The organism is Rhodococcus sp. IEGM 1366, from assembly GCF_033142425.1.
Classification (GTDB): Bacteria; Actinomycetota; Actinomycetes; order Mycobacteriales; family Mycobacteriaceae; genus Rhodococcus_F; species Rhodococcus_F globerula.
In genome coordinates this window covers 497,666-521,352 of sequence record NZ_JAWLRZ010000002.1, presented here as the reverse complement: position 1 = coordinate 521,352, position 23,687 = coordinate 497,666, and the positions used below count along the sequence as shown (strand labels likewise).

Below are 23,687 nucleotides of genomic sequence, written 5' to 3'. Positions count from 1 at the left end.
CTCTATGGTGAACGCACATTCACCTCGTCAAGGAAGGCCCCCACCTTGGCTCTGCACTCGGCACCTGCCGCCCGCCGTTCCAGCGGACTCATCACCGGAATCCTCTGCCTCTCCGGAACTGTGGTCGCCCTACAGCAGACGATGGTCATTCCGCTCCTCCCCGATTTCCCGAAAATTCTCGGCATCAGTTCCGACGACGCTTCGTGGCTAGTCACGATCACACTGTTGACAAGTGCGATCGCGACACCCATCGTCTCGCGCCTGGCCGACATGTTCGGAAAACGACGGATGATGCTGATTTCGATGGCGATGATCGTCCTCGGGTCGCTGATCGCGGCTGCCGGCGGCACGTTTGTGACACTGCTCATCGGACGCGGATTGCAGGGATTTGCCATCTCGATGATTCCTGTCGGCATCAGCATCATGCGAGACGAGCTACCCAAGGACAAGGTCGCATCGGCCACGGCACTGATGAGCGCCACCCTCGGAATCGGCAGCGCGCTAGGCCTGCCGCTATCGGGATTGATCTTCGAACAGTTCGGATGGGAAGCGATATTCTGGCTTTCCGCTGCTGTCGGCGTGATGCTGATAGTCGCAGTGGCGCTTGTCATTCCCGAATCCAGCGTGCGCACCCGCGGAAAATTCGATTTCCTGGGCGCGGTCATGCTGTCCGTTGCCCTGGCAGCACTCCTCCTTGCCATCTCCAAGGGAGCGCGGTGGGGATGGACCAGCGAGCCGACAATCCTGATGTTCGTGCTCGGCTTCACCGTTCTGGCGCTGTGGTTCCCTTACGAGCTTCGCGTGACACAACCCATGGTCGACCTGCGGACCTCGGCCAAACGCCCGGTCTTGCTGACCAACCTCGCGTCAGTCATGGTCGGTTTCTCCATGTACGCCAACAATCTGTCGACGACGCAGCAACTGCAGATGCCGAAAATCTCCGGCTACGGCTTCGAACTCGGTGTAATGGCAGCCGGAATCTGCATGATCCCAGCGGGTCTCGCCATGGTCTTCTTCGCACCGGTATCCGCGAAAATCACCAAACGATTCGGAGCCAAGACAACGCTGATGGTCGGCGCGGTGGTGCTCGCCGGAGCGTATGTGGCCCGCGTCTTCCTCACCGGTTCTATTCCGCTGATCGTGATCAGTGCCGCCGTCGTCAGCATCGGCACGGCCATCGCCTACTCCGCGATGCCCATGCTGATCATGCGGTCGGTGCCCATCACGGAAACCGCGTCGGCGAACGGACTCAACTCGCTCCTGCGTTCCGTGGGCACCTCGATGTCGAGCGCCGTAGTTGCCGCGATGCTCACAGCATTGGTGATCCCGTCCGGTCCCGGCGCCGGACTGCCGTCGCTCGACGCGTTCAAGAACATCTTCTGGCTCGCTGCCCTTGCTGCCGTCGCCGCCCTGGCCGCAGCGGCCTTCATTCCGCGTTACGGCGCCAAGCCCGAATCTGCCGTACGTCCCGTCACGCCCGAGGGCTTCGAAATCCCCTCCACCGACAACGACATCGTCGTGGCAGGGCGTGTGATTCGTGCCGACAAGCGCCCGGTCAAGCAAGCCGTCGTCACCGTCATGGACATGGCCGGGTCGCCCGTGGACTGGAGTCGCGCCGACAACGAGGGAGTCTTCTCACTGGCATTGCCCGAACCCGGGCGCTATCTCGTGGTGACCAGTGCTGACGGATGGTCACCGACGTCGCAGGTCATACGCTTCGATAATGCGGAATCAACACATACCGTGATGTTGGGCGAACGACTGACCATCTCCGGACAGGTCACCATTGCCGGCCTACTGACCTCCGGAACCGTGATCACGCTGACCAAACCGACCGGCGAATTCGTGGCCTCCACCCTCACCGACCACGCCGGACGGTACGGAATCGCGCTCCCCTCGTCGGGCCGGTACATCCTCACGGCACTCGCCGACGACGGAGCAGGCTCGCAAGCCAGACAGATTGCCGTGATCGCGCAATCGACGTCCGTCGACTTCGACGTGCCGTTGGAACAGCTCCCGGTACCGAGTCGCGTCTGAGTGCGCGGCACAGTCAAATCCGAGTGCGCGGCACAACCGGGCAAAACCAGGCATGCTGATGCCGTGCACACATTCGAGGTCTGGGCGCCCACGCCGGAATCAGTACAGGTCGACGTCGACGGCGTAGTTCACGCGATGACACGGGATTCCGACGGCTGGTGGCGCGCCGCTGTCGAGTGCACCGAGGATGCTCGCTACGGCTTCGTCGTCGAAGGGGCAACCCTTCCCGATCCGCGTTCCCCGCGCCAACCCGACGGGGTTCACCAACGCTCACAACTGCATACCCTCGACCACGCTGCGTGGTCCGATAGCGCCTGGACAGGGCGTCAACTCGCAGGCTCGTCGGTCTACGAACTTCACATCGGAACCTTCACTCCCGAGGGAACATTCGACGCCGCGATCGAGCGCCTCGATCACCTGGTGAATCTGGGAATCGGGTTCCTGGAGATCATGCCGGTGAACGGCTTCAACGGAACTCACAACTGGGGTTACGACGGCGTTCTCTGGTACACCGTCCACGAGGCGTACGGCGGCCCGGATGGGTTGCAGCGCTTGGTGAATGCAGCACATCAGCGCGGACTGGGCGTTCTCCTGGACGTGGTCTACAACCACCTCGGCCCGTCGGGCAACTATCTCGAACGCTTTGGCCCGTACCTCACCGACGGAGCCAACACATGGGGGCGCACCATCAATATCGGTGGTCCGCAGTCCGGTGAAGTACGCGAGTACATCATCGAGAACGCACTGCGCTGGATGCGTGAATTCCATATCGATGGCCTCCGCCTCGACGCCGTCCACGCGCTGGTCGATCACACCGGCACCCACATCCTCGAGGAACTTGCCGTCCGTACCGAAACGCTGTCCACCCACCTCGGCCGGCCGCTGACACTGATTGCCGAAAGCGACCTCAACGACGCCACCCTGATCACCGCGCGGGCGGCGGGAGGATTCGGCCTCAGCGCACAGTGGGACGACGACATTCACCATGCAATCCACACGGCAGTCTCCGGTGAGCGTCAGGGCTATTACGCGGATTTCGGTTCACTGGAAACACTCGCGAACACGTTGCGCCGCGGTTTCTTTCACGCGGGCACATACTCGTCGTTCCGCGGACGGGTCCACGGCCGCCCCATCGACATCACGCATCAGCCGGCAAGTGCGCTGCTGGCCTACACGTGCACGCACGATCAAATCGGAAATCGTGCACTCGGAGACCGTCCGAGCGCCTACCTGACGCCAGGACAGCTGGCCGTCAAGGCCGCGCTCGTTTTGCTCTCCCCTTACACGCCGATGCTGTTCATGGGCGAAGAATGGGGTGCGTCAACACCTTTCCAGTTCTTCACCTCGCATCCGGAGCCCGAACTGGGCGAGGCAACCGCCCAGGGACGCAAAGCGGAGTTTGCGGCCCACGGTTGGAACACCGAGGACATCCCGGATCCGCAAGACCCCCGGACATTCCTGCGATCGAAACTGAACTGGGACGAGTTTACCGAGCTGCCGCACAAACGAATCCTGGCGTGCTACCGCGATCTGATTGCGTTGCGCAAGAGCCGAAGTGACCTCACCGACCCGTGGCTCGGACACCTTCATGTCGACTACGACGAGGACAAGCAGTGGATAACGCTGCGCCGCGGCACCTTACAGATTGCCTGCAATCTTGGACCGGACGCGGCCCACGTCCCGGCCGGCGGAACCCCCATTCTCTGGTGGGATCGACCGACGCAGGACGAGACCGCGTCCGCAACAGTTGTACCTGGCTATTCATTTGTCGTTCTTGAGAACTAACGCTTCGCGTTCTGCTGTTTCATGCGTTAACGCTTCGCGTTCTCTGGTGTACTCCGCAGCATCCGCAGAACCAGCGCCGCACAGATGAACAGTACGAGCGCGGTCGCACCGGTCGCCACATGCATACCGTCGACAAACGCCGACTTCGCGGAATCGACCAGCACCGAGCCCGCGTCGCCAGGCAGGTGAGCGGCTTCCTGAATGGCGCCGCCGAGTGTGCCCTGCGCCGCATGCGCCTGATCCGCGTCGAGCATGGACGTGTCGATTCCCTTACGGAAAATCGCCATGACCACACTGCCGAGGATCGCGACACCGAGTGCGATACCCAGCTCGTACGCAGTTTCCGACACTGCCGAGGCTGCACCGGCTCGCTCCGGCTCGACAGAACTGACCACCAGGTCCGAGGTCAGCGTCAGTGCAATACCGACACCTGCGCCAACCAGACCGAAGCCCGCGACGAATGCCAGTGGTCCGCTGTCGACACCGAGTGCCAGCAACATCGCCGCGCCGATACCAGCGATGATCAGACCGGCACTGAGCACCTGAGTCACTGTCCAACGTCGAACCAGCCAGGCTGCGGCGACGGCAGTAAAAGCACTGAGCAACATGCCGGGCAGCATGAGCAGACCTGCGTCGAACGCACCGTTGCCGAGGACCAACTGCAGGTACTGCGAGCCGAAGAACAGCACACCGGCCAGCGCGAAGATCGAGAGCAGGTTGGTTAGAACCGCCGTGGTGAACGACGGGTTGGAGAACAGTTTCAGATCCAGCATCGGATCCTTCAGACTGCGCTGACGACGGACAAACGCAACACCCGAGGCAAGACCGAACGCGGCAATTCCCAGCATCGTCAGATCAATACCGTGCACCACGGATTCCTTGACCGCGTAAACCAGCGGAAGCATCGTGGCCATCGACAATGCGGCGCTGACCAGGTCGAATCGACCCGGGTTGGGATCCTTGGACTCCGGGATCAGAATCGGGCCGAGCGCGAGAAGTGCGATCATGACCGGAATGTTGATCAGGAACACCGATCCCCACCAGAAATGCTCGAGCATCCACCCACCGATCAGTGGTCCGGCTGCCGTACCACCGCCGGCCATCGCGCCCCAGATGCCGATGGCTTCGGTGCGCTGGCGCGGGTTGACGAAAATGGTGCGGATCAGACCGAGCGTCGCGGGCATGAGCGTCGCACCGGAAATACCCTGCAGCACGCGGGCACCGATCAGCATCTCCGGACTTGTGGAAACGGCCGCGACAACCGAAGCCAGACCAAAGCCGAAAGCACCGATCAGCAACAGCTTTCGCCGTCCGATGCGGTCGCCGAGTGTACCCATCGTGATCAGGAGACCGGCAAGGATGAACGAATAGACGTCGATGATCCAGAGCAACTGTGTGCTACTCGGTTCCAGGTCCGCGCTGATGAACGGGAGCGCCAGATCGAGCACTGTGCCGTCCACCGCGATGAGCAACACGGCAAAGGCCAGGACCACCAGTCCTGCCCAGTCACGTTTTGTTGCCCGAACGTCCTCGGGATTGATTGCAGACGTGTGATCTGCCGACACTGACATGGCTCTTCTCGCAACTTTCCGTGAGTCGACTACGCATTCACTGAACAGAATTTCACTGAACCGTCCAGCCGGTACAGTGATGACAACACTAACAGTCAACCGTCTGGGCGGTAAAGTTATTTCCCGGTACAGTTTCATCACATGGCTGAAGGCACACGCGATCGCATTCTCGACGCACTGGAGAAGTTACTGCTGGTCAACGGGGTCGCACAGGTCACCCTCGAGGCAGTCGCCGCACAAGCAGGAGTGTCCAAAGGCGGGCTTCTGTACCACTTCCCGAGTAAGGAAGCTCTCCTCGCGGCCATGGTTCGCAGACTCGGCGAACGTTCCGATCAGCAACTTGCGGATGCTGTTGCCGGCGGAACCTCCGCAAGCGAGTTCTACCTCCAGATCCCGGAAGTGACCGAACACGAAGAACTATCACTATTCCGATCGATCATCGCTGCACTACGCACCGTCGACGGACAGCACGACGAAATCCAGAAAGCCGTCACCGACGTGATGCGCAGCTGGGATCAGGGACTACAAGCCGAGATCTCCGATCCCGTTCAAGCGGAAATCATCCGCCTCGTGGGCGATGGCCTCTACCTCGCCGCAATGCTCGGACTCCCCCAGCCCGATCCCGAACTCCATCGCCAGGTGGTCGAGCGTCTACTGCCCTGACCACCCGGCGCATGAAGTGTTATGTCAGATACCGATAAGCCGGGCTACCCGGCTCTAGTCGCTCGGACTGCATCGGCGCCCGCTCCATCCGTTCGAGCAACGATGCCAAACCGTCGGCCGAGCCCAGTTCGATACCGACCAAGGCAGCACCCGTCTCACGGTTGTTGCGCTTGACGTACTCGAACAACGCGATGTCGTCGTCCGGGCCGAGTACCTCGGACAGGAAACGACGCAACGCCCCCGGCTCCTGCGGGAAGTCCACCAGGAAGTAGTGCTTGAGACCCAGATGCACCAGCGAGCGCTCGAGGATCTCGCCGTAACGGGAAACGTCGTTGTTGCCGCCCGAGATCAAGCACACCACGGTGGAACCAGGTTCGAGCGTCAAATTCTGAAGGGCCGCAACGGAAAGCGCTCCCGCAGGTTCGGCGATGATGCCCTCGTTCTGGTAGATCTCGAGCATCGCCGTGCAGATGGCACCTTCGTCGATCTGGTTCACGACAAATGATCCGGTCCCGGGAATCGCGGACAACTGCTTGGCGACCAACGGCAACGACGCATGCGAGACCACGGCAGCGCCGAACCGCGATACGACCTCGAACGGAACATCACCGATCCGCTTGACCGCCGCACCGTCCACAAACGGATCGACCACCGGCAGCGTCACAGGCGCACCGGCAACCAGGGCAGCTGTCATGGATGCCGCACCCGAAGGTTCGATACCCACGATCGACGTCTTCGGAGAACGCTCGTGCAGGTACGTGGCAATACCGGCGATGCACCCACCGCCACCAACCGGAACAACAATCGCGTCGAGGGGGGCGTCCAGTTGCTGCAGGATTTCGGCGGCAATAGTTCCCTGACCCGCAGCGGTACGCACATCGTCAAACGGCGGAACCATCGTGGCACCGGTCCTGGCGACATCCTCGGCCGCAGCTGCGGCGGCAGCGTCGTACGTTTCACCCACCATGAAGAGTTCGACAAAATCGCCGCCGTGAGCGCGGATTCGGTCACGCTTCTGCTTCGGAGTGTTAGCCGGAACGTAGATCCGTCCGCGGATCTGCATTGTGCGGCACGCGTACGCAACACCCTGTGCATGATTTCCGGCACTGGCCGTTACGGCACCGGCGGCTCGTTCCGCCTCCGTCAGCTGTGACATGAGGTTGTAGGCACCGCGGATCTTGTACGAGCGAACACCCTGCAGGTCCTCACGCTTGAGGTAGACCTTGGCACCGGTCAGCGCGGACAGACGCTCGCTGTACTGCAGGGGTGTAGCCGCAATAACGTTCTGAATTCGCTCGATGGCCGCGTCAATTTCCCGCGCATCGAGCGCGGGCAGAGTGGACTTGGTAGCTACGACATCGGGCGAGTTAGACACTCCGCCATTTTTGCACGTCCGAGCGCAAGGTTTCCATCGCGGTCACCTCCCCCCTCATGCGCGCTGGGTGGCCGCGCGCGCTGAAACCGTCCCGTCCTCGTCAGCACGGAACAGTGCGTCGTTGTAGTGACATCCCGAGGGCACCCATCGGAAGGTCTTCTCCTCGGAGAACTTGTAGTACAGAGCCCGCCGACCAGCGTCGGGACCGGTGGGCGGCGGGGTGCTGTGCATGACGTCGCCAAAGTGAAGTGTGAGGTCGCCTGGCTCTGTTTCGAGCTTCGTCACCGGCAGGTTTCCTTCCTCTCCCCACTTACGCCAATGGTTGGCGTAACGATGCGATCCCGCCAGGACCATGAGTTGACCATTCTCGGGATTTGCGTAGTCGAGCTGAATTCCGCCTTGGATGAGAGGACACAGAACCGGATGCCCACCGATACCGTCGTCGACGTGCCAGCCGAGGTCTCCGTCACCCTTGACCACGTTGGACGATTTGATGAAAACCATCGGCCCGTCCAGGCGGTCGTCACACACGCGAAAAGCTGGGTTTCCCAAGCGCGCCCACTCGGTCAGCCGAGGTTCGAAGCAAAGATCTTGCAGCACTTGCGAATAGCGACCGAGGTAGTTGACGCGAGTAACCACTTCTTCGCCATCCGCGTTGACGGACCACCACGAAAACGGATCCCCTGGGGTTGTCTTGGACCGCACGAATTCGACTTCGTCGCGCAGCGTCGAGATCTCCTCCGGCGTGTACACCCCTTTGACATGGAGGAACCCCGCCGTGGCGAGAAAATGGCGCATTTCGTCGCGATCACCGTCCACCGGGAACCGTCGATGCAGATCGAGCGGAGTGCCGTCACGATCGATCAACGTGTCCCAGACGGCTTCGGTGTAGATCGGTCGACCTGTTATCAATGCCCGCGTTGCCGGTTCCCATCGTTTCCAGCTCGCCACTGTGCCCCGCACAAGCTTTGCCCGGCCGGTACGAACCGACCCACTGGCCGTCAGGAGTTCATGCAGAAATGCGGAGAACGTCGCATCGTCGAGTTCGACGAGTGTCGCGGCATTCGCGTCACCTTCGACCGCTTCGATGCCGTCCGCCGTGGCGATCCACGTGATTGTCAGACCGTCTACGCGGAAGGCCAGCGGGGGCACATCGGCCAAGTCGTCGACAACCAGCCTGCCGTTTTCTGCGTTCAGCGCTGGTAGCTCGACCGTATGGAACGTCTCACACGAATACCGCGGGAACGAATCCGCAATCGCTTCGACCCACGGAAGGCCGGTTCCCAGCTTGTCCGTACCCACAAGCACCCCTCTTGGCAGCATTTTCTTCGACCTGTGTTACTCTGCAACACGATTGTGTTATATAGTGACCTTAGGGTGGTTTCATGTCCTCCGTCAAGGAAATCCAGTCAGTCCATAACGCATGCCGCCTGTTCGAGGCAATCGCTCGCATGCAGCCCGTCGGAGTCAGCGACCTCGCTCGCGACATTGGGATCGACAAAAGTGCCGCACACCGACTGGCGATCACGCTGCACTCCGCTCGGTGGCTCGAGCGCACCGAAGACGGCCGGTGGAGCATCTCGCCGGCGATACTCCCCACCATCCGGGAGTCCGCAGCCACAACTCTTGTGGCCGGTACACGCCCACTACTCGAGGCAGCTCGTGACCAATCCGGGGAAATGTCGATGCTCGTCGTGCCAGACGGCAATCGTCTGATGATCGTCGATTCCGCCGAAAGCCGACAGACTCTCAGAGCGTCCGTAACCGTGGGGACCGAGATGCCCGCGCGTACCAGTTCGGCGCTGCGCGCTATCGCCGCCCACCTACCCGCCCACGAGCTCGTCCCGTGGCGGCGCATTGATCCCAGCCTGACCGACTCTGCCCTCGCGGCAGTCCGAGCGCGCGGCTGGGCACAGAACGACGGCGAGGGATTCGACGGCACACGAGCCGTCGGGGCTGCCTTGCGGCGCTCCGACGGCCTACCGGTTGCAGCGCTGGTGCTGTGCGCCCCGGCCAGCCGCTTTCAACCCGAGTTGATGCAGCAACACGGAGAATTGGTCGCGCGGCTTGCGGAATCCTGGCAAGCCGAACGCCGACCTACCCTCTCGGGTTGAACTGCGACGGACGCGGCACATTCCGCAGATTCGACTTTGCCATCTGCACGGCCTCGCCGACGCCACCGTTCATCACCATCTTCGACATCGCGAGAGCGAAGCCCTTGACCTGACCACCGGTTATGGTGGGCGGCAACGACAATGCCAACGGATCCGTCACAAGGTCGACCAACGCCGGACCGTCGTGATCGAGTGCCTCACGTAAACCTGATTCGATGTCAGCAGGATTCTCGATCCGTCGCGAGTAGATTCCCAGCGCAGCGGCGACGCCCGCATAGTCGACAGCGGGAACGTCGACTCCGAAATCAGGCAAGCCGTCCACCAGCATTTCGAGCTTGACCATGCCGAGCGTCGAGTTGTTGAACACCACGATCTTGACCGGCAACTTGTACATCGCCACAGTCACCAACTCGCCCAGCAGCATCGACAGACCGCCGTCACCGGAGACCGAAATAACCTGTCGGCCATGACTCGCCCACTGCGCACCCATCGCGTGTGGCAACGCATTAGCCATGGAACCGTGCAGGGCCGACGACAGGAATCGCCGCGATCCGTTGGGAGTGAGATACCGCGCCGTCCACACGTTGCACATACCGGTGTCCGCGGTGAAGATCGCATCCTCGGCGGCAAGATCGTCGAGGATCGACGCCGCGTACTCGGGGTGAATCGGGGTGCGCTGTTTCACCGGATCGGTGTACGCGCCGACAACTTTGGTCATCAATGTTCTGTGCACCTCGAGCATGTCGTCGAGGAACGCTCGATCCGACTTCCGGTCCACCTGAGGTATCAACGCTGCCAGTGTCGCAGCGACATCTCCGTGCACCGCAAGATCAAGGCTGGTTCGACGCCCCAATTTCTCTGCGACAGAATCGATCTGAGCAGTCCGAACGGTGTGCGGCAGAAACTGATCATACGGAAAGTCTGTGCCGATCAGCAGCAACAAGTCGGCCCCGTGCATACCGTCGTGCGCCGCGCCGTATCCGAGCAGCCCGGTCATGCCCACGTCATACGGATTGTCGAACTGAATCCACTCCTTACCGCGGAGGGAGTGCCCGATCGGAGCGCCGACCGCCTCGGCCAGCGCGAGCACTTCGTCGCGGGCACCTCGCACGCCGGCTCCGGCAAAGATCGCCACCTTCCGCGACGCGTTGATCACATCTGCCAGGGCGCGCACGTCACCCGCGTCTGGCACCAGCGTCGGACGACGAGTTGCGACCAGCGTCGGCGGTTCACCCTCGACCGGGCAGTCCGCGATATCGCCGGGGAGAACGATCACGGATACGCCGCTTCGGGCGACCGCGTGCGTGATTGCGGACTGAACAACACGCGGCGCCTGCGCTGCGGTGCTGATCAGTTCGGTATAGCTCGAACACTCGATGAAAATTCGCTCAGGATGGGTTTCCTGGAAATAACCCATGCCGATCTGAGCACTCGGAATGTGCGACGCAATCGCCAGGACCGGCGCGCCCGAGCGATGTGCGTCGTAGAGCCCGTTGATCAGGTGCAGATTTCCCGGTCCACACGAGCCCGCACACACGGCCAACTCGCCGGTGATCTGGGCGTCGGCCGCAGCCGCGAACGCGGCCGCCTCCTCGTGACGAACATGAATCCAGTCGATACCACCCTTGGCAGAGCCACCAGTGCGCCGCACGGCGTCCACCACAGGATTGAGACTGTCTCCCACGATGCCGTAGATCCGGGAAACCCCGGCATCCACGAGCTGTTGAACCAATTGATCTGCAACAGATTTCGGACTCATCGGGCCTCCGTAGATCTACTTGGGTTCGAGCACGAACACCGGAATCTCTCGGTCGGTCTTCTTCTGATAGTTCGCGTAGTCGGGGAATGCCGCAACTGCGCGCTCCCACCAGATCGCCTTTTCGTCGCCCGTTACCTCACGCGCAACCATGTCGAAGACCTGCGTCGCATCACGCAACGTGACATTCGGATTTGCCTTGACGTTGTAGTACCAGACGGGGTTCTTGGGCGCGCCTCCCAAGGACGCCACAACGGCGTACTTCCCGTCATGCTCGACACGCATCAACGGCGTCTTGCGCACCTTGCCGGACTTTGCGCCGATGGTCGTGAGGATGACAACGGCCATCCCGTTGAGTTCGTTCCCCTCGGTGCCACCGGAGCTCTCGATCTGCTCGACCTGATCTGCTGCCCACGTAGCGGGACTGGGTTCGTATTCACCTGTAATTGGCATGGGTACAAGTGAACACCGACTGTCTGACCTTGGCCACCGCAACACGCACACTGCACGGTGATCGATACAGTGATGCACCCATCAATAAAGTTCGCTTGCCCGAAACCAGCTATCTGGATACCCTTAAAGTCCAGAACGGACCACAGAGACGACAGAGACGGTGGGTGACCTCATGACAACCGCAGGTTTCGACACTCGCGTGTCACGTCGGAGCACCGACAACAGCGTCGACATCGCCGGCACACTGTGGCCGCTGTACAAACTCGAAGCGCTGGCAATCGGTCTGGTCGTCTTTGTTGCCACCCTTGCTATCACGACGTCCATGCAGCCGGCAGTCCTCATCGCCGCCGCCGCGACGGTGGTTACGTGGTGGGTTCGCAGAAATTTCTACTCCCGCAGCTAAGTCTCTCGCTTCGCTCTTTCAGGACATACACAAACGTCTCGTTCACTTGGCTTCCCAGGTGAACGAGACGTTTGTTGTATGAGGCCCTAAACCGCCAGGCAGCCAGGCCCGAGGAGCGCCTTGAGATCGCCCATCAGAGCTGACGACGGCTCTACCCGCAGAACGTCGTCGACCTTCCACATCGTGATCTCGTTGCTTCCGATCAAACGGACATGCACGTCCGACGTGCCCGGGTGGCGGGTCAGGATCTGCTTGAGCGCGCCCAGCTTGTCCTTGGTGCACTGACGTAGCGGCAACGACACCGAGAGCGGTCGTGCCACACCGATAGCCGAAAGATCCGGCACCGCAAGATCGTTGCCGATCAACGACATACGGTCATCCCGAATAGACACGCGTGCCTTCACCAGAACGATCGCATCCTCGGCGATGTCCATGCCGTACACGGCGTACGCCTGAGGGAAGAACAGCACCTCGATACCGCCGACCAGATCCTCGAGTTGCACGATGCACCAGGTGAGACCGTTCTTGTTCACTCGGCGATCGACCGACGCAATGATGCCGCCCAATGTGACCTGCGCACCGTCTTGGACACCACCGTCGAGGATTGCGGCAATCGAGGTATCGGACTGCTGCTTGAGGATATGTTCGACGCCGTTGAGCGGGTGCCCGGAAACGTACAGCCCCAACATCTCTCGTTCGAGCGCAAGGCGATGTTTGGTTTCCCATTCCTCTTCGGGAATGCGAACGTCGAACACCGACGCGATGGACTCGTCCACTTCGGACCCGCCGAACAGGTCGAACTGGCCGATGGCCTCCGCCTTCTTGGTGCTCATGACGGCATCGATAGCGTCGGCGTGCACCAACATCAAGCCCTTACGCGGATGTTCGAGAGAGTCGAATCCGCCTGCCTTGATGAGGGATTCAGTGACCTTCTTGTTGCACGCCATCGCGTCGATCTTGCCGAGATAGTCGGAGAAGTCGGTGAACTTACCCTTCTCCGTGCGCGCTTTGATGATGGATGCCACGACATTTGCGCCCACGTTGCGGACGGACCCCATACCGAAGCGGATGTCCTCCCCCACCGTCGCGAAGTCGACGCGCGACTCGTTGACGTCAGGCGGCAGCACCGTGATGCCCATCTTGCGGCAGTCGGCGAGATAGACAGCGGACTTGTCCTTGTCGTCGCCGACCGAGGTGAGTAGACCGGCCATGTACTCGGCCGGATAGTTCGCCTTGAGGTACGCGGTCCAGAACGAGACGAGCCCATAGCCGGCGGAGTGCGACTTGTTGAACGCGTAGCCGGCGAACGGGAGAACGGTATCCCAAAGTGCCTTGATGGCGGCTTCGCTGAAGTTGTTGTCCAACATGCCCTGACGGAAACCGGCGTATGCCTTCTCGAGTTCGGACAGCTTCTTCTTACCCATGGCGCGGCGCAGCAAGTCGGCCTGCCCCAGGGTGTACCCGGCCACCTTCTGCGCCAGTTGCATGATCTGCTCCTGGTAGATGATCAGGCCGTACGTCTCCGAGAGGATCTCCGCGAGCGGTTCTTCCAGTTCGGGGTGAATGGGGCTGACTTCTTCGAGCGCGTTCTTTCGCTTGGCGTACGAGATGTGGGCGTCCACACCCATCGGACCCGGCCGGTACAGTGCCAGTGCGGCCACGATGTCGCCGAAACCGGTGGGCTGCATCAGTTTCAGAAGCTCACGCATACCGCCACCGTCGAGCTGGAACACGCCGAGAGTGTCGCCGCGCGCCAGGAGTTCGTACGTAGCCGGGTCGTCCATCGGCAACGTGTCGAGGTCGATGTCGATACCGCGGTTGGCCTTGATGTTCTCGAGTGTGTCACCGATGACGGTGAGGTTTCGCAGACCAAGGAAGTCCATCTTGAGTAGACCGATGGCCTCACACGACGGGTAATCCCAGCCCGTGATGATCGCACCGTCCTGCGCGCGCTTCCACACCGGAATCGCATCCATCAACGGCTCGGACGACATGATCACGGCACAGGCGTGGACACCCGCGTTGCGGATCAGACCTTCCAGACCGACTGCGGTCTTGTAGATCTTCGCGACGTCCGGGCTGGAGTCGATGAGTGAGCGAACCTCGGCAGCTTCCTTGTACCGCTCGTGCTTGGGATCGGTGATACCGGATACCGAGATGTCCTTGGCCATGATCGGCGGCGGCAATGCCTTGGTGATCTGATCGGCAATAGCAAAACCGGGCTTACCGAACTGCACGCGAGCGGAGTCCTTGATGGCAGCCTTGGTCTTGATGGTTCCGAACGTGATGACCTGCGCGACGCGGTCATCGCCCCACTTCTCGGTGGCGTAACGCACCATCTCGCCGCGACGGCGATCGTCGAAGTCGATATCGATATCAGGCATCGACACGCGCTCGGGGTTGAGGAATCGCTCGAACAGCAGACCGTACGGAAGCGGGTCGATGTTGGTGATACCCATCGCGTACGCCACCAACGAACCTGCAGCGGATCCACGACCGGGTCCGACGTGGATGCCCACTTCTTTTGCGTGGTTGATGAGGTCACCGACCACCAGGAAGTAGGCCGGGAAGCCCATCTCGTTGATGACGCCGATCTCGTAGTCGGCACGCGCGAGGTACTCCTCGGGCGGGCCGCTGGGGAAACGTCGATCCAAGCCGCGCATGACCTCGGCGCGCAGGAACGTCTGCTGCGTATGTCCTTCGGGTACCGGGAAGATCGGCATCCGGTCGTGGAACTTCCACACGTCCTCGTACGACTGGACGCGCTCACCGATTGTCACGGTGTTGTCGCAGGCTCCGGGAACTTCGCTGTCCCAGATAGCCCGCATCTCGGCCGCGGACTTGAGGTAGTAACCGTCGCCGTCGAACTTGAAGCGCGTGGGATCCGAGAGCGTCTTACCGGTCTGGATGCACAGCAGCGCCTCGTGGTTCTCGGCTGCGTCCTTGGTGACGTAGTGGCAGTCGTTGGTCGCGAGCGGCGGAATGCCGAGCTGCTGACCGATATTGAGCAAACCCTCACGCACCCGACGCTCGATCGAGAGACCGTGGTCCATCACCTCGAGGAAGAAATTGTCAGGGCCCCAGATTTCCTGCCACTTCGCTGCCGCTTCGAGAGCTTCACGATCATGCCCCAGTCGCAGGCGCGTCTGGATCTCACCGGACGGGCAACCCGTGGTGGCAATGATGCCCTCGGCATGCGAGGCGATGAGCTCCTCGTCCATACGGGGCCACTTGCCCAACTGGCCCTCGATGGACGCAAGCGAAGACAGTTTGAAGAGGTTACGTAGGCCTGTCGCATTTTCCGCGACCATCGTCATGTGCGTATACGCGCCGCTACCGGAGACGTCGTCGGACTTCTGGCTGCGATCGCCCCACAACACACGCTTGGTGTTGAACCGGGATTCCGGCGCGATATACGCCTCGATACCGATAATCGGCTTGATCCCGGCCTTGACCGCTTCGTTGTAGAACTGGCTGGCGCCGTACATGTTTCCGTGGTCGGTCATACCGACGGCGGTCATGCCGAGCCGAGTGGCCTCCTCGAACATGGCGCCGACCTTGGCCGCGCCGTCGAGCATCGAGTACTCGGTGTGATTGTGAAGATGAACGAACGAGTCAGCCACGTGCGCCTCTCTGATGTCTGGGAGCTTGGTCGAGTGTATGCCCCGCTACCGACAGAGTCGGCGGCCGATCGATGTGACCGGCAGGCGGCGCGACGATAGTTACGTGACCGGCTCCTGCTTGGACGACGTCGACCCCTGCGAACGCCGATTAGCGCGGACGATGTCTGTCGTGAAGATCACCAGTGCCAGCCAGATCAAGGCAAACCCGATCCACCGCGACGCGGGCATGTCCTCACGCATCACCGCGACGCCCCACAACATCTGCAGCGCCGGTGTCAGGTACTGCAACATGCCCATTGTGGAGAGTTTCACTCGCTGCGCGGCAACACCGAACAGCAACAGCGGCAACGCCGTCACGGGGCCGGCCGCCATGAGGAGCAGGCTTTGGCCGGTACCGCCGGAGACAAAAGCACCGGCGCCGGTCAGACCGAGAAATACGAGATATCCCACCGCGAACGGAGCGGCAACGACGCCCTCAGCCGTCAAGCTGGTTCGTGGGTCGAGCGGAACCACCTTCTTGATCAGTCCGTACGTTGCAAACGACCCCGCCAGGACGAGTGCCACGATCGGCGGTTTGCCGTAATCGATGGTGATCACCACCACCGCTGTTGCAGCCAGCGCCAGCGCCACGATCTGAGCGCGTCGAAGCCGCTCTCGGAAGATCACCACACCGAGCAGGACAGTCACCAACGGGTTGATGAAATATCCGAGCGCGGCTTCCACCACTCGCCCCGACGCTACCGCGTAGATGTAGGTTCCCCAGTTGACAGCGATTGCCGCCGAGGCTGCCGTCACCAGCAACCACGTACGCCCGCTGATGCCGCGAAGCGAGGCAAGTCGACCGAGAACCGCCAACACGATCAGCATCAGCACGAGTGTCCACACCACTCGATGAGCAAGAATTTCGAGCGGGTCGGCAAAATCGAGCAAACCGAAGAACGCGGGGAATGCGCCCCAGATCAGGAAGGCGCCGGCACCGAACGCGATGCCCGAACTCGAACCGGACCTGGTCACTTTCGACAGCGTGATCTCGCGCCCGTCATCGGTGCTCATGGAACTGGTCCGTCATCCGGTCCCACCCGAACCACGTCCACATACTCCGGCAGCAGCGGCCGAACCGCTGCGCGCCACGGAGTGCCGTCTTCCGGCAAGGCTTCGAGCGCTCGGATCGATGGAGTACCTGCCAATGTCGCAAGTTCCTGCGCAGTGCCGTGCACTACCGCGCCGATCGCACACGCGCACCCCTGCGACAACAGCCGACTCGACACTTCCGCGACGCGTTTCTGCCGTTCGTCGACCCCCGTCATGGCGGCGAGTCGCGTCGCCGCAGCTCCAGGTGCCCGTCGAATCGCGTCGTTGTTGTCCGGTACTGCAATCGCGACCATCGGAGTCTGAACCCGATCCAACGGCACTCGGAACAACACCTCGGACACCCGAACTCCCGGGGTGGCCGCGATAACGTCGTCGGCAGTCATCGGAGCGGCAAACGATGCGAGGGCCCACGCCGAGCCCTCGACCGCGTCGAGTGATTCTCGCGCACGGTCGAGATAATCGGATACCAGTTCACCACTGTCCGGGCCGAGCGAATCGGTTCCCACCGGCGGGGTGGGAACCGGATTCAGCAGGCCGGCTCCAACGACGAGCGCAACAACTGCGATTCCCGCCAGCGCGGAACCGACTGCTCGCGCGCTCATGCGGATCGAAGAACCTCTAGCGCATGTTCGAGGTCTTTCGGGTACTTGCTCTTGATCTCGACCCAGCGCCCGTCCGCCGGGTGTGCAAACCCGAGTGACACTGCATGAAGCCACTGCCGCTCGAGTCCCAACCGCTCGGCGAGGCGGGGGTCCGCTCCGTACGTCAAGTCGCCACAGCACGGGTGGCGCAGCGCGGAGAAATGCACCCGAATCTGGTGTGTCCGCCCCGTTTCGAGGTGCACATCCAACAGACTTGCCGCCTGAAATGCCTCGATGGTGTCGTAATGCGTGACGCTTGCCTTACCGTCGGCGGTCACGGCAAAACGCCAGTCGTTCCCGTGGTGCCGCCCGATCGGAGCGTCGATCGTTCCGCTACTCGGGTCCGGGTGCCCCTGGACCAGCGCGTGGTACCTCTTGTCGATAGTGCGCTGCTTGAAGGCCCGCTTGAGTACGGTGTACGCCCGCTCGGAAGTCGCAACGACCATGACACCGGACGTGCCGACATCCAGTCTGTGAACGATGCCTTGACGCTCGTGCGCGCCCGACGTCGAAATCCGGAAACCTGCAGCGGCCAGGCCGCCGATGACCGTCGGACCCGTCCACCCCACACTCGCGTGCGCGGCAACGCCGACCGGCTTGTCCACGGCAACAACGTCGTCGTCCGCGTAGAGAATTTCCATGCCCTCGACCGGAGTAGCTTCCACGGTCAGCGGACGCGGCGGCTCGGGCAGGACAACCTCGAGCCACGAACCCGCGGTCAACCGATCGGACTTCCCGACAGCTACACCGTCGAGCAGTACCGAACCTTCTTCTGCAAGGGTGGCCGAGACGGTTCGAGAGAGACCGAGTAGTCGTGCCAATCCGGCGTCGACACGCATCGCGTCGAGTCCGTCCGGTACCGGCATCGAACGCGATTCCCTCATTTGCTCTCCCCCGTGACCTTGTCACTGCCCGGGCCCTCGCCCGTGTCCTTGCCACTGCCCGGGTCCTCGCCCGTGTCCTTGTCACTGCGCAGGCGCTCGCCGTTGGGTTCGAACCCGAACAGGGTCAAGACGACCAACAGGATTGCACCGCACACGATCGCAGAATCAGCGATGTTGAACACAGGCCACCAGCCGATGGACATGAAGTCGACGACGTGTCCGCGCATGAAACCCGGGGCGCGGAACAATCGGTCGATGAGGTTGCCGAGTGCGCCGCCGAGCACCAGACCCAGACCCAGCGCCCACCAGGGTGACCGCAGAGTGCGACCGATCTTGATCACTCCGATCACGACGCCAATTGCAACCAACGTGAGGATCCACGTCATCGACGTTGCCATCGAGAATGCGGCTCCGGGATTGCGGACCAACGTGAAAGTGACGACGTCGCCGATGATTTCGATCGGCTTGCCGGGCGTGATCGCCGCAACAGCCCAGATCTTGGTCAAGACGTCCGCGATCAGGATGACTGCCGCGATGGCGATCAGCATCGCCAACCGTTTTGGCCGTGTCGGTGATGCGGACTTCGACAAATCGGTAATCGGCTGATCCTCCGCGCTGAGATCTCGGTCTGGGTGGTCTGTACTCACGCCCACCATCATCCCCTATGTCTGCTGCTCTGCACGCACGCGCTCCCCGACCCGACCGGGCACTCCGGCGAAGCGGTTAGCCTGGAGCGCGTGCCACAGTTGTCTATCTCCGGCCGGCGCGTTCCGTATGTGTTCGCCGCCGCCCTTGCTCTCGTCACCGTTCTCACCTCGTGCGGCGACGCCGAGCAGTCGCCTGATACGCCTTCGGCGACTCCAGCCGAGTTCACCGTCCCAGTCACCGCTGCGACCGTCGAGGTACTCGATGCCGGAAGTGAGCCCAGGCAGAGCCTGCGGATGAATCTGCCGGCCGGAACCACTCAGGCAACAACCCTGGTGACGTCGACCGATGTGCGCCAGCAGATCGACCAGCAGCCGGTTCAGGACATTTCCTCGCCTGAAGTGACCATTCCGCTCAATGCCGTCGTGGCGACGGCCGCCACTCCCCAGAATCCGACAACCGTGGTTGATCTCACCCTGTCGGGTATGACAACGCCGGACGAGACGCTCCAAGCCGCACTCGGTGGCGCCGAAGGGTCAGGAGCCGGGTTGACCTTCACAGAATCCGGTGCTGTCACGGCGCTGCGGTTACGCCCGTCGGCCGGGTCGGCAAATGCGGCCCGCGCGGCAATCGAACAGGCCTTCGGCCAAGCGGTATATCGCGCAGTTGCACTACCGACAGAGCCCGTCGGAGTCGGTGCCCGGTGGACGGTGAAGCAAGACGTCAGTAGCGAGATCCAACTCGATCAGACAACCACCGTCACCGTGACTGCGCGTGACGGCGACCGTCTCACCCTCGCCGTAGAACTGTCACAGACTCCGCAGAGCAACATCTGGAATCTCGCGGGCGGGGCGGGCACTCTCGACATCGATCAGTACGTCATGGCCGGGTCGGGAACCATGATCGTCGACCTGAATCTGCCGCTCCCCGTCAGCGGCGAACTTTCGGTCGGCGGCGACCAGGCTTACAGCGACCCGGACGGCACATCGGTCATCCGACAGAGCATTACCAACAACATTCGGTGGACATCGTGATGTCGCGTCGCGCTGTCGCCGGGCTCAGCGTGGTGACCGTTCTCCTCGTCGGCGGATGCGGTTCTGAAACATCTTCTCCCACAGCGTCGGATGCCTCGCCGGTACCCGATGTTGCCCTCGCTCCGTTCAGCTCTGCACCTGCCCCGACCGCCCTCACCGGCACTCCCCTGGACAAAGCGGCGCTGACGCAGACCGTCCTCACGCTCAGCGACCTCCCAGCCGACTTCGACATCGTGCCGGATCCGGTCGAGGATCTGGGCCTCGCTCCCGCACCCGCCACATCGGAATCCGACAAGTCCAGCACCAACCCCGCCGCTTGTGCCGGCGTGCTCGCACCGATCGCCACCCAGGTTCCGGGTTCAGTCGCCTCGATCTCGAAGATGTTCACCGGACCCGATTTCACGAGCATCGATCAGGACAGCGCCTCGTACGCCGACGGCGCCGCGGCCACAGCAGCATTCGAGAGTATGCAGGCCACGGTTGCCGGATGCAGCGAATTCTCGGGTACCGACGCCGACGGCATCAACATCACCTATCAGGTCGGCGCGGGGCATCAGCCGCCCGTCGGCGACGCGTCGTTCTCCTACCGAATCACGACGGCAAGTGAAGGTTTCACACTTGTCGCCGATGTAGTCGTCGCGGCAGTGGGGCCCAACCTGACTCAACTCTCCGCCACCGCGCCGACGCCCATAGCGCCCGAGGTTCTGGGATCGATGGCCAGCACGGCTGTGGAGCGTCTACACACTCCGTCCTCGTAATCACTTCAGCCGGAGACACTCTCGCGAGCCCCCCAGACTCCGTCCTACTGAATGGGAGTGCCGCGCTGACGCTTCTGTGATCCTCGTTACCTTCCGGACGACAACGACGTCGGACAGAAGGAGCAGGATGCCCGGACGGCTAGCTGGAAAAGTTGCCTTCATCACCGGCGCAGCGCGAGGCCAGGGACGCAGTCACGCGCTCCGGCTCGCCGAAGAAGGCGCCGACATCATCGCCCTCGATCTCGCAGACGGCATCGATACGGTCACTCGGTTCTACCCTCCCGCCACGCCGGACGACCTCGCCGAAACAGTTCGGGGAGTCGAGAAGATCGGCCGTCGCATCCACGCCGGGATTGCCGACGTACGCGACTTCGACTCGGTGCGCACGCTTCTCGACCGCGGAGTCGCGGAACTCGGCCGCGTCGACATCGTGGTCGCAAACGCCGGGATCTTCATCAGTGGCGAACCGGCACACCGGATTACCGAAGACGAGTGGGACGACGTACTCGACGTCAACCTCAAGGGCGTGTGGCACACCTGCAAAGCCGCAGTACCGCACCTGATCGAGCAGGGCGACGGAGGGTCGATCGTCATCACCAGCTCGACAGCCGGAATCAAAGGCACACGCAACGCCGGCGCCTACGCCGCCAGCAAGCATGCGGTCGTCGGCCTGATGCGAACGCTCGTCAGCGAACTCGGCGAACACGGCATCCGGGCGAACACCGTCCACCCGGGCGCAACCGATACCGACATGATCATGAACGATCGCTGCTTCAACCTCTTCCTGCCCGGCACCCGGAACCCGACCAAGGAACAGGTGGCACCGCTCTTCACGGGAACCAACGCCTTGCCTGTTCCCTGGGCCGATCCGATCGACGTCTCCAATGCGGTCCTGTTCCTGGCTTCTGACGAGGCGCGCTACGTCACTGGCACCGAACTGAAGGTCGACGCCGGCTTCACCACCCGCTGATTTCACGGAAAGTGTGGATATGACAACACAATTGGACTCCGCCGACCTCGACACAGTCGCAGTTGCGGCGACGGCAGAACAGTGGCTCTCCGATTTTGCCGACCTCCTCCGCTCCGGAGTGGGTGCTGAGATGGTTCTACATCCCGACGTGTGGTGGCGCGATCTGCTCGCCTTCTCCGGTGACCTACGCAGTCTCAACGGCAGCGCACCGATCGATGCCGTCATCGCGTCCGCGTTGGAGCAACGCGTGCACGGCGAACACCTCGACCCGGTTGCCGCACCAGCATTGGTTCCGACACTGTCCGGATCCACGATCCAATTACTGTTCCGGTTCGACAGCGACCTCGGCCACGTGCGGGGTGTTGCCAGGCTGATCCTCGACGACGGCACCTGGCGGGCCCGGAATCTCCTCACCGCACTGGATACCCTGGCAGGCCACGAACCGACCACCGGCGAGCATCGACCGGACGGCACGGGAGATCATCCGGAGTACTGGTCGGCACGGCGTAGCCGCGAAGTCGAGTGCCACGACGCCGATCCGGATGTTCTCGTAATCGGTGCCGGCCACTCGGGCCTGGCATTGGCCGCTCAACTCGGCGTGCTCGGAGTCAGGACGCTTCTGGTCGACCGCGGCGATCGCGTCGGCGACAACTGGCGCGGGCGCTACGACTCACTGGTGCTACACGACGCAGTCTGGTCGAATCATCTTCCGCTCATGCCATTCCCATCGTCCTGGCCGGTTTTCACGCCCAAGGACAAGATGGGCGACTGGCTCGAAATATATTCACGTGCGATGGATCTGAACGTGTGGACGCGGTCGGAGATTGTGGAATCCACATTCGATCCAGGCGAGCGGCGCTGGACCGTCGTCGTCGATCGTAACGGCACACGGCGCACACTTCGTCCGCACCACGTGGTTCTCGCGACAGGTCTCAGCGGTACCGAACCTGTCCTTCCAGAATTTGCGGGCGCCGAGGATTTTGCCGGCGAACTGCTGCATTCGAGCCGGTATCGCACCGAACCGGCACGCAAGGGAACCCGCACCGTGGTGATCGGAACCGGCAACAGCGGCCACGACATCGCGCAGGATCTCTACGAATCGGGTGCGCAAGTGACACTGATCCAGCGTGGGCCCACCCACGTGGTGAGCGGGCATACCCTGTCTGATCGAGGCCGGATGCGCTACGGCGAACACACCTCCACGGACGTGGCAGATCTGCTCGACGCGTCGTCGGCACGCCTCGATCCACAATTTCTTGCAGCTCTGAAGTACGGTTCCGCCGCAATGGCCGAGGACGACCGCGAGCTGCTCGACGCTCTCGCTGCCAAGGGATTCGCGCTCGCCGACGGAGTGGACGGCACCGGAGTGATGATGCTGTTCCTGACCCGCAACGGCGGTTACTACATCGACGTCGGCGCCTCCCCGCTTATCGCTGACGGCAGCATCGCATTGGTATCGGGTCCGACCGTCGAGCGACTCGTCCCGGACGGGCTGATCATGTCGGACGGCACCCACGTCCCGGCCGACACGATCGTGTGCGCCACCGGGTTCCGTGGCATTCTCGACACCGCACGACGCGTCCTCGGTGATGCCGTCGCCGACGCCTGCGGTCCGGTCTGGGATCTGGACGACGAGGGCGAGCTTCAGTCGGTGTGGCGGGCGTCCGGGCACGACCGGTTCTGGATCCACGGTGGGAACTTCATGCTGGTGCGTAACTACAGCAAGTACCTCGCGCTGCAGATCATGGCCGACCTGACGGGCGTCGAATTACCAACGCTGACCTGACGATCAGATGTCGCCCGGCCAGATGTCGAACGGCGTCCCCGCGGGGACGCCGTTCGAGGCGGAAACCACCCCAACTCTGCCCGGCCTGAGAACGGCT

At 62.3% G+C, this 23,687-nt stretch carries 19 protein-coding genes; 9 read left to right on the top strand and 10 right to left on the bottom strand.

The features are described 5' to 3' along the window. Positions 1-45 precede the first annotated feature (45 nt). Together R4P64_RS08395 and treZ are read left to right on the top strand one after the other, a co-directional pair. Positions 46-2,037 carry an MFS transporter gene (locus R4P64_RS08395; protein WP_258956811.1) on the top strand — a complete coding sequence of 664 codons (1,992 nt, stop codon included), beginning with the start codon at positions 46-48 and terminating at the stop codon, positions 2,035-2,037. 63 nt (positions 2,038-2,100) lie between these two features. After that, positions 2,101-3,822 carry a malto-oligosyltrehalose trehalohydrolase gene (gene treZ / locus R4P64_RS08390; protein ID WP_317820229.1) on the top strand — a complete coding sequence of 574 codons (1,722 nt, stop codon included), beginning with the start codon at positions 2,101-2,103 and terminating at the stop codon, positions 3,820-3,822. 26 nt (positions 3,823-3,848) lie between these two features. Here treZ and R4P64_RS08385 read toward each other — a convergent pair whose 3' ends face one another. After that, positions 3,849-5,393 carry an MFS transporter gene (locus R4P64_RS08385; RefSeq protein ID WP_317820227.1) on the bottom strand — a complete coding sequence of 515 codons (1,545 nt, stop codon included), beginning with the start codon at positions 5,391-5,393 and terminating at the stop codon, positions 3,849-3,851. 141 nt (positions 5,394-5,534) lie between these two features. On the opposite strand from R4P64_RS08385, the gene R4P64_RS08380 reads away from it, so the two are divergent. Beyond that, on the top strand, positions 5,535-6,056 hold the full coding sequence (locus R4P64_RS08380; RefSeq protein WP_317541642.1) for a TetR/AcrR family transcriptional regulator: 522 nt from the start codon (positions 5,535-5,537) through the stop codon (positions 6,054-6,056). Positions 6,057-6,075: 19 nt separating this feature from the next. On the opposite strand, the gene ilvA is transcribed toward R4P64_RS08380, so the two are convergent. Both ilvA and R4P64_RS08370 read right to left on the bottom strand, forming a co-directional pair. Further along, positions 6,076-7,431 (bottom strand): threonine ammonia-lyase IlvA, encoded by a 1,356-nt coding sequence (ilvA, locus tag R4P64_RS08375; protein ID WP_317820225.1) that lies wholly within the window; start codon positions 7,429-7,431, stop codon positions 6,076-6,078. A gap of 54 nt (positions 7,432-7,485) precedes the next feature. Beyond that, positions 7,486-8,733, bottom strand: coding sequence for a phytanoyl-CoA dioxygenase family protein (locus tag R4P64_RS08370; protein ID WP_317541639.1), 1,248 nt, complete (start codon positions 8,731-8,733; stop codon positions 7,486-7,488). Positions 8,734-8,816: 83 nt separating this feature from the next. On the opposite strand from R4P64_RS08370, the gene R4P64_RS08365 reads away from it, so the two are divergent. Continuing rightward, positions 8,817-9,545, top strand: a complete 729-nt coding sequence (locus tag R4P64_RS08365) for an IclR family transcriptional regulator (RefSeq protein WP_317541637.1) — start codon at positions 8,817-8,819, stop codon at positions 9,543-9,545. Here the strand turns inward: R4P64_RS08365 and R4P64_RS08360 are convergent. Together R4P64_RS08360 and R4P64_RS08355 are read right to left on the bottom strand one after the other, a co-directional pair. Beyond that, positions 9,529-11,304: a pyruvate dehydrogenase gene (locus R4P64_RS08360; protein WP_317820224.1), complete on the bottom strand. Its 1,776-nt coding sequence runs from the start codon at positions 11,302-11,304 to the stop codon at positions 9,529-9,531. The genes R4P64_RS08365 and R4P64_RS08360 overlap by 17 nt on opposite strands. A 15-nt stretch (positions 11,305-11,319) precedes the next feature. Further along, positions 11,320-11,754, bottom strand: coding sequence for a nitroreductase family deazaflavin-dependent oxidoreductase (locus tag R4P64_RS08355; RefSeq protein WP_033230984.1), 435 nt, complete (start codon positions 11,752-11,754; stop codon positions 11,320-11,322). A 172-nt stretch (positions 11,755-11,926) separates the two neighbouring features. Here R4P64_RS08355 and R4P64_RS08350 point away from each other — a divergent pair, with 172 nt between their 5' ends. Beyond that, a complete protein-coding gene (locus R4P64_RS08350) occupies positions 11,927-12,157 on the top strand; it encodes a hypothetical protein (RefSeq protein ID WP_033230985.1) in 231 nt (76 codons plus the stop codon). A gap of 86 nt (positions 12,158-12,243) precedes the next feature. Here R4P64_RS08350 and dnaE read toward each other — a convergent pair whose 3' ends face one another. The 5 genes from dnaE to lspA form a co-directional block, all read right to left on the bottom strand. Next, positions 12,244-15,780, bottom strand: coding sequence for a DNA polymerase III subunit alpha (gene dnaE, locus R4P64_RS08345; protein ID WP_033230986.1), 3,537 nt, complete (start codon positions 15,778-15,780; stop codon positions 12,244-12,246). A 99-nt stretch (positions 15,781-15,879) separates the two neighbouring features. Next, positions 15,880-16,833 (bottom strand): EamA family transporter RarD, encoded by a 954-nt coding sequence (gene rarD / locus R4P64_RS08340; RefSeq protein ID WP_045070278.1) that lies wholly within the window; start codon positions 16,831-16,833, stop codon positions 15,880-15,882. After that, a complete protein-coding gene (locus R4P64_RS08335; RefSeq protein ID WP_095886495.1) occupies positions 16,830-17,474 on the bottom strand; it encodes a hypothetical protein in 645 nt (214 codons plus the stop codon). Before R4P64_RS08335 ends, rarD begins: the two co-directional genes overlap by 4 nt. Further along, a complete protein-coding gene (locus R4P64_RS08330) occupies positions 17,471-18,397 on the bottom strand; it encodes an RluA family pseudouridine synthase (protein WP_045070283.1) in 927 nt (308 codons plus the stop codon). Before R4P64_RS08330 ends, R4P64_RS08335 begins: the two co-directional genes overlap by 4 nt. Then, positions 18,394-19,053, bottom strand: coding sequence for a signal peptidase II (gene lspA, locus R4P64_RS08325; RefSeq protein WP_411742660.1), 660 nt, complete (start codon positions 19,051-19,053; stop codon positions 18,394-18,396). Before lspA ends, R4P64_RS08330 begins: the two co-directional genes overlap by 4 nt. 81 nt (positions 19,054-19,134) lie before the next feature. Between lspA and R4P64_RS08320 the strand changes: the two genes are divergently transcribed. The 4 genes from R4P64_RS08320 (at position 19,135) to R4P64_RS08305 (ending at position 23,590) form a co-directional block, all read left to right on the top strand. Continuing rightward, on the top strand, positions 19,135-20,076 hold the full coding sequence (locus tag R4P64_RS08320; RefSeq protein WP_051730192.1) for a hypothetical protein: 942 nt from the start codon (positions 19,135-19,137) through the stop codon (positions 20,074-20,076). Continuing rightward, on the top strand, positions 20,064-20,834 hold the full coding sequence (locus tag R4P64_RS08315) for a sensor domain-containing protein (RefSeq protein ID WP_317820220.1): 771 nt from the start codon (positions 20,064-20,066) through the stop codon (positions 20,832-20,834). Before R4P64_RS08320 ends, R4P64_RS08315 begins: the two co-directional genes overlap by 13 nt. A gap of 127 nt (positions 20,835-20,961) precedes the next feature. Then, complete coding sequence (locus tag R4P64_RS08310; RefSeq protein WP_095886496.1) at positions 20,962-21,804, top strand: mycofactocin-coupled SDR family oxidoreductase; 843 nt, start codon at positions 20,962-20,964, stop codon at positions 21,802-21,804. A 19-nt stretch (positions 21,805-21,823) separates the two neighbouring features. Beyond that, positions 21,824-23,590 (top strand): NAD(P)/FAD-dependent oxidoreductase, encoded by a 1,767-nt coding sequence (locus R4P64_RS08305; protein WP_317820216.1) that lies wholly within the window; start codon positions 21,824-21,826, stop codon positions 23,588-23,590. The last annotated feature ends 97 nt before the right edge of the window (positions 23,591-23,687 follow it).

What these genes read in the sequence shown, in the direction of transcription:
- R4P64_RS08385 (WP_317820227.1), bottom strand. Translation starts at nt 5,393, where the DNA reads ATGTCAGTGTCGGCAGATCACACGTCTGCAATCAATCCCGAGGACGTT.
- R4P64_RS08380 (WP_317541642.1), top strand. Translation starts at nt 5,535, where the DNA reads ATGGCTGAAGGCACACGCGATCGCATTCTCGACGCACTGGAGAAGTTA.
- R4P64_RS08365 (WP_317541637.1), top strand. Translation starts at nt 8,817, where the DNA reads ATGTCCTCCGTCAAGGAAATCCAGTCAGTCCATAACGCATGCCGCCTG.
- R4P64_RS08360 (WP_317820224.1), bottom strand. Translation starts at nt 11,304, where the DNA reads ATGAGTCCGAAATCTGTTGCAGATCAATTGGTTCAACAGCTCGTGGAT.
- R4P64_RS08355 (WP_033230984.1), bottom strand. Translation starts at nt 11,754, where the DNA reads ATGCCAATTACAGGTGAATACGAACCCAGTCCCGCTACGTGGGCAGCA.
- R4P64_RS08350 (WP_033230985.1), top strand. Translation starts at nt 11,927, where the DNA reads ATGACAACCGCAGGTTTCGACACTCGCGTGTCACGTCGGAGCACCGAC.
- rarD (WP_045070278.1), bottom strand. Translation starts at nt 16,833, where the DNA reads ATGAGCACCGATGACGGGCGCGAGATCACGCTGTCGAAAGTGACCAGG.
- R4P64_RS08335 (WP_095886495.1), bottom strand. Translation starts at nt 17,474, where the DNA reads ATGAGCGCGCGAGCAGTCGGTTCCGCGCTGGCGGGAATCGCAGTTGTT.
- R4P64_RS08330 (WP_045070283.1), bottom strand. Translation starts at nt 18,397, where the DNA reads ATGAGGGAATCGCGTTCGATGCCGGTACCGGACGGACTCGACGCGATG.
- lspA (WP_411742660.1), bottom strand. Translation starts at nt 19,053, where the DNA reads ATGGTGGGCGTGAGTACAGACCACCCAGACCGAGATCTCAGCGCGGAG.
- R4P64_RS08310 (WP_095886496.1), top strand. Translation starts at nt 20,962, where the DNA reads ATGCCCGGACGGCTAGCTGGAAAAGTTGCCTTCATCACCGGCGCAGCG.
- R4P64_RS08305 (WP_317820216.1), top strand. Translation starts at nt 21,824, where the DNA reads ATGACAACACAATTGGACTCCGCCGACCTCGACACAGTCGCAGTTGCG.